Here is a 4,647-nt window from a genome sequence, read left to right as displayed (position 1 = left end):
CACGAAATCCCCGAAAACGTTTCCGACGATGACGCCGTCTTCTGCGAACCCATCGCCGCCTGCTACGAAGTGCTCGAGCAAAGACCCGAACTGGCGGAGGCGGAAGTGCTCGTCATCGGGGACGGCCGCCTCGGCCTGCTCCAGGCCCAGGTTCTCAAACTCGCGGGGGCGCGCGTCTCCCTCCTCGGCCGGCACCCGGAGAAGATGGCGCGCCTCGATGGCCTCGGCATCCCCACCTTCACCGATCCGCAGGCCGCCCGCCCCGGGGCGGGAGAAAGATGGCCCGCCGTGGTGGAGGCCACCGGCTCGGCCGAGGGATTCGAAACCGCCTGCCGGCTCGTGCGCCCCCTGGGCACGCTGGTGCTCAAAAGCACGGTGGCCGGCGCCACCCTCCTCAACCTCGCCCCGCTGGTCATCGACGAGATCGGCCTGGTGGGCTCGCGGTGCGGCCCCTTTCCCCCGGCCCTGGAGACGCTCGCCGGCGGCAGGCTCCGCACCCGCCCCCTCATTGACGGGCGCTTCTCCCTCGCCGGCGGCGTCGAGGCCATTGATAAGGCAAAGGAAAAGGGAATTCTCAATATCTTAATTGAACCTTGATAACCCCCCAAAAGCCGGATATCTTGTCGGCACCTATCCATTTCAGAACACACGTAGCGAGAAGCAAAGGGATCGGGAAGATGGGGAAATTTCTCCGCGCGTGCGCTCTGGGGCTCGGGCTCCTGCTGCCCCTGCTTCTTTCCGTGCACACATCCGCCCAAACGCTCGAAGAGCGCCGCATCTCGCGCCTGACCGCCCATCTGCGAAGGCTGCACCGCCCCGAGGACTGGCTGATCTCGCGGAAGCTGTTTTCCTCCTCCCGCGAGCGCCAGTTGAAGGCGCTGGAATACTGCACGGCGCGCAACTCCGAGTGGCCCTGGTATCTCTCTTCCGGGCACCTGGAAAACTACACCTTCTCCGTCGACTTCATCCCCCTGAACATGGATGACGACCCGGAAGAGGAAACTCTCATCATTCTCCAGTCCGACCCCGAGGAAGTGCACTACATCACTTTTTGCCTCGTTGACGACGCCAAGCGCGGCAGGGCGCCGCTTTCCGTCTACAGTGACATCAGCCAGGGAAAGGCGGTCACCTATCAACTCACCGACATCACCGGAGACGGAAGCAACGAACTCATCATCTTCACCCGCGAAGGCCTCGACAAATCCGTCAACACCCTTTCGGTCCGTGTTCTGAAACCGAAAAAAAACCGCAAATTCGAGATGATCTGGTTCGCCCGCCTCCGCGAGGAGTTCACCTGGCCGATCGTCGTGCAAAACGGCGGGAAAAAACAGACCCTCCAGCGCCGGGAAACGCTGCACGGCAAAATGCGTTTCCTCTTCGAAAAGACGGGGAGCCCGGTCACCATCGTCCTGGAGGGAAAAAGGGAACTCAGGGAGTCCATGCTTTCCTCGAAAGACAAGAAAAAACAAAAAGAACAACTCCTTCAGAGTACCCACTTCACGGAAAAATGGATCTGGGATAAAAAGCGTTTTGAGTTCGTCCGCAGCTCCAACGCCCCGTGAAGCCGAGCCCTGTCGAAAGAGCGCAGTGTTTCGGAAACATGCGGGCCTGATGTTTCAAGGGAGAGAAATTGCCGATTCCCCGACCCGTGATGCTCATCATTCTCGATGGCTGGGGCCTGCGCGAAGAGACCGACCACAACGCAATCGCCCTGGCCCGCACGCCGACTTTTGATTCTCTCATCGAGCGCCGCCCCCATACCCGGCTGCGCACCTGCGGCCGCGCCGTCGGACTCCCCGACGTCCAGATGGGAAACTCCGAGGTGGGACACCTGAACCTCGGGGCGGGGCGGATCGTCAACCAGAACATCGTGCGGATCGATCAAGCCATCGAAGACGGAAGTTTCGGGAAGATACCGGCGCTTCAGGGGGCCATGCGCGCCGCGGCGAAAGCGGGAGGGGCACTCCATATTTTCGGCCTGGTCTCCGACGGCGGGGTCCATAGCCACCAGGATCACGCCGTCGCCCTCGTCCGCCTCGCCCGAAGCTTGGGCGCCCGGCGAATCTTCGCCCACGCCCTGATGGATGGGCGCGATACGCCTCCGCGCAGCGGCCTCGCCTATCTGGAAAAATTCGCCGCCGATCTGGACCGCGCGGGCGGCGCCCGCGTCGCCACCGTCTCGGGGCGCTACTATGCGATGGACCGCGACAAAAGATGGGAGCGCATCGAGCGGGCCTACCGGGCGATCGCGGACGGCGAAGGGCCCGCTGCCCCCGATCCGCTCTCGGCGGTCCGCGCCTCCTACGATGCGGACGTGACGGACGAGTTCATCGAACCCCGCGTCATCGAGGCGGGAGGGAAGCCGATCGCCCGTATCGAGGAGGGGGATGCGGTCATCTGCTTCAACTTCCGGGCCGATCGCGTCCGCCAGATCACCCGCGCCCTGACGGATGAAAATTTCGAGGGCTTTCCCCGGAAGCGGACACCGAAAACCCACTATGTCTGCATGACAGAGTACGATGAAACCTTCCGCCTTCCCGTCGCCTTTCCCCCCGTCGCGATGGAGGGGCTCTTTTGCCATGCCCTGGCGGCCGCCGGAAAAACCTGCCTGCGTGTCGCGGAAACGGAGAAGTACCCGCACGTCACTTACTTTTTCAACGGCGGGGTGGAGGCACCGCCCCCCGGGGAGCGCCGCGCCCTCGTGCCCTCCCCGAAGGTGGCCACCTATGATCTCCAGCCCGAGATGAGCGCCGGGGAGGTCACCGAGACCATCATCGGGGCCATCCGCGCGGGGGAGAGCGACGCCATCGTCTTGAACTACGCGAACCCCGACATGGTGGGCCATACCGGGGTGGAGGCGGCCGCGATTCGCGCGGTCGAAACCGTGGACGCCTGCCTGGGCCGCGTGCTGGAGGCCCTCGATGCCGCCGGCGGCGCGGCGCTCATCACCGCCGATCATGGAAACTGCGAGCAGATGTGGGATGCGGAAAACAATTGTCCCCACACCGCCCACACCCTGAACGACACCCCCTGCATCATCGTGGACCCCCGCTTCAGCGGAAAACTCCGCGGGGGCGGCGCGCTTTGCGATGTGGCGCCGACCCTGCTCGGGATGATGGGCGCCGCGCCGCCCCCCGAGATGACGGGTAAGGATCTGCGCATGGGCTAGCATGCCTCCGCGGACCGGGCCCCTTCACCGACAGAGGACAAGATGATTTACACCCCCGCCGATTTCGATGCGCTCCTCGAGATGTTCCGCCAGGAAACCGAAGGCCTCACCGACGCCCAACTCGACTGGGAGGATCGCGCCGAGGAATGGTCCTCCTGGAGCGTCCGGCGACAGATCAGCCATGTGGCGCTGGCCCTTTTCTTCTGGATCGTAAAAGGGTGGGGGAAAACCCTCTGGCCGGACAATCGGCCCGAAGACCCTGTGGATTTCAAGAAGGCCGCCGCCTACGACCGCCGGCTGGATGAGGAAAAATACTGGAAAATGGAGGACCTCTGGCCGAAACTCGAGGAAGCCTTTTCTCTCGTCAAGCGGGCCGCCGAGGGAAAAAGCGAAGAGGAGATGAACCGTCTCACCATCACCCGCACCTTCGGCTCCGATCTCAAGATGGGCGAGACCGACCTGAAGGTGTACGCCTACTGGAGCTATATCTCGACCTTCCACCCGGACGGCCTGACGCAGGACCCCGAAGACGAAACATCTTTCACCTTCACCCTCGCCGCCATGATCCGCACCCTCTACTGGGAAGCACTCACCCACCTGCGCACCATCCAGCGCCTCAAGGCGGCGCAGGGGCTTCCGGCCGCGGCCAAGATCCCGCGGGCGGGCTACCTGCTCGATCCCTTCTTCTGGGGACCGGAGGATGCGCCGCGCCTTCACCCGGATGACTGACCGGGTACCGGCTGCTCCCCTGCCCTGAAAATCCACCGCCCGTTTCTTGTATTATTTTAATTCGTTTTTTTTCCGCGTTTGTGGCAAAATTTTTTTCAATTCATCACCGTTCGCCGGCGGTTCCTCCACCGGCTTGGGGAAGCGGACCCGAGAAAAAACGCCCACACACTTTCTGGGGGGAAAGAGGAATGAACCGGCATGCCCTGGCCTCCGAATGTCCTGATCGCATCCGATAAAGACCTGACCCGAAAGCTGGTCCGCGACTCGCTCCGCCTGCTGGGCCTGGAAATCTTCCAGCCGGTTCGCTCATCGAGAGAAGCGCTTCAAACGCTGCAAAAGGAAAAAAACCGCTGGCAGCTATTGATTCTCGATTCAGGAGCCGCCGGCGCCCTTGAAACCGTCAAGGAGATCCGCGAGGTTCTCGGGGCGGAGCTCAAAATCCTGCTCCTTCTTTCCGCACCAACGCGCGAGGAAATTCTCGCGGCCTCCGAGGCGGGCGTGAATGGTTTCGTCGCCATTCCTTTCTCCCCGAGCACCCTTGAGGAAAAGATGCGCGCCGCCCTCGGAATCACCCCGTCCTCGCCTGATGAGGGAGATCCTTTCCGGATCAAGGTATAGCCCTCCCGCGAGGCGGCCGTTGCACCCCGAAATTCCCCTGTCATAATGAAGCCGATGGTTGTTTTCCCGGTTTCTCTCCGCTTTCCTGGAATGATTCGCCCATGATCCGGCGCATCCTGAACCGACTTTTT

The 4,647-nt window shown here is 62.6% G+C and carries 5 protein-coding genes; all 5 read left to right on the top strand.

Going from position 1 to position 4,647, the window contains the following annotated elements; all coding sequences use genetic code 11:
* Positions 1 to 597 (top strand): zinc-binding dehydrogenase (locus tag O2807_12260; GenBank protein MDA1001272.1); only part of this gene is annotated, 597 nt, incomplete at its 5' end.
* Between the two features lie 80 nt (positions 598 to 677).
* Positions 678 to 1,562: a hypothetical protein gene (locus O2807_12255; protein ID MDA1001271.1), complete on the top strand. Its 885-nt coding sequence runs from the start codon at positions 678 to 680 to the stop codon at positions 1,560 to 1,562.
* A 74-nt stretch (positions 1,563 to 1,636) separates the two neighbouring features.
* Entirely contained in the window at positions 1,637 to 3,169 is a 1,533-nt protein-coding gene (gene gpmI, locus O2807_12250) for a 2,3-bisphosphoglycerate-independent phosphoglycerate mutase (GenBank protein MDA1001270.1), read from the top strand.
* A 42-nt stretch (positions 3,170 to 3,211) separates the two neighbouring features.
* A complete protein-coding gene (locus O2807_12245; GenBank protein MDA1001269.1) occupies positions 3,212 to 3,898 on the top strand; it encodes a hypothetical protein in 687 nt (228 codons plus the stop codon).
* Between the two features lie 198 nt (positions 3,899 to 4,096).
* The gene (locus O2807_12240; GenBank protein MDA1001268.1) at positions 4,097 to 4,516 is read left to right on the top strand and encodes a response regulator; all 420 of its coding nucleotides are present in this window, start codon (positions 4,097 to 4,099) and stop codon (positions 4,514 to 4,516) included.
* Positions 4,517 to 4,647: the final 131 nt, after the last annotated feature.

Source organism: bacterium (assembly GCA_027622355.1).
In the GTDB taxonomy this organism is placed as follows: domain Bacteria; phylum UBA8248; class UBA8248; order UBA8248; family UBA8248; genus JAQBZT01.
Note: the sequence above shows the minus strand (reverse complement) of the source record. Positions and strands in the feature narration are given on the sequence as shown.

What these genes read in the sequence shown, in the direction of transcription:
- O2807_12245 (MDA1001269.1), top strand. Translation starts at nt 3,212, where the DNA reads ATGATTTACACCCCCGCCGATTTCGATGCGCTCCTCGAGATGTTCCGC.
- O2807_12255 (MDA1001271.1), top strand. Translation starts at nt 678, where the DNA reads ATGGGGAAATTTCTCCGCGCGTGCGCTCTGGGGCTCGGGCTCCTGCTG.
- O2807_12240 (MDA1001268.1), top strand. Translation starts at nt 4,097, where the DNA reads ATGCCCTGGCCTCCGAATGTCCTGATCGCATCCGATAAAGACCTGACC.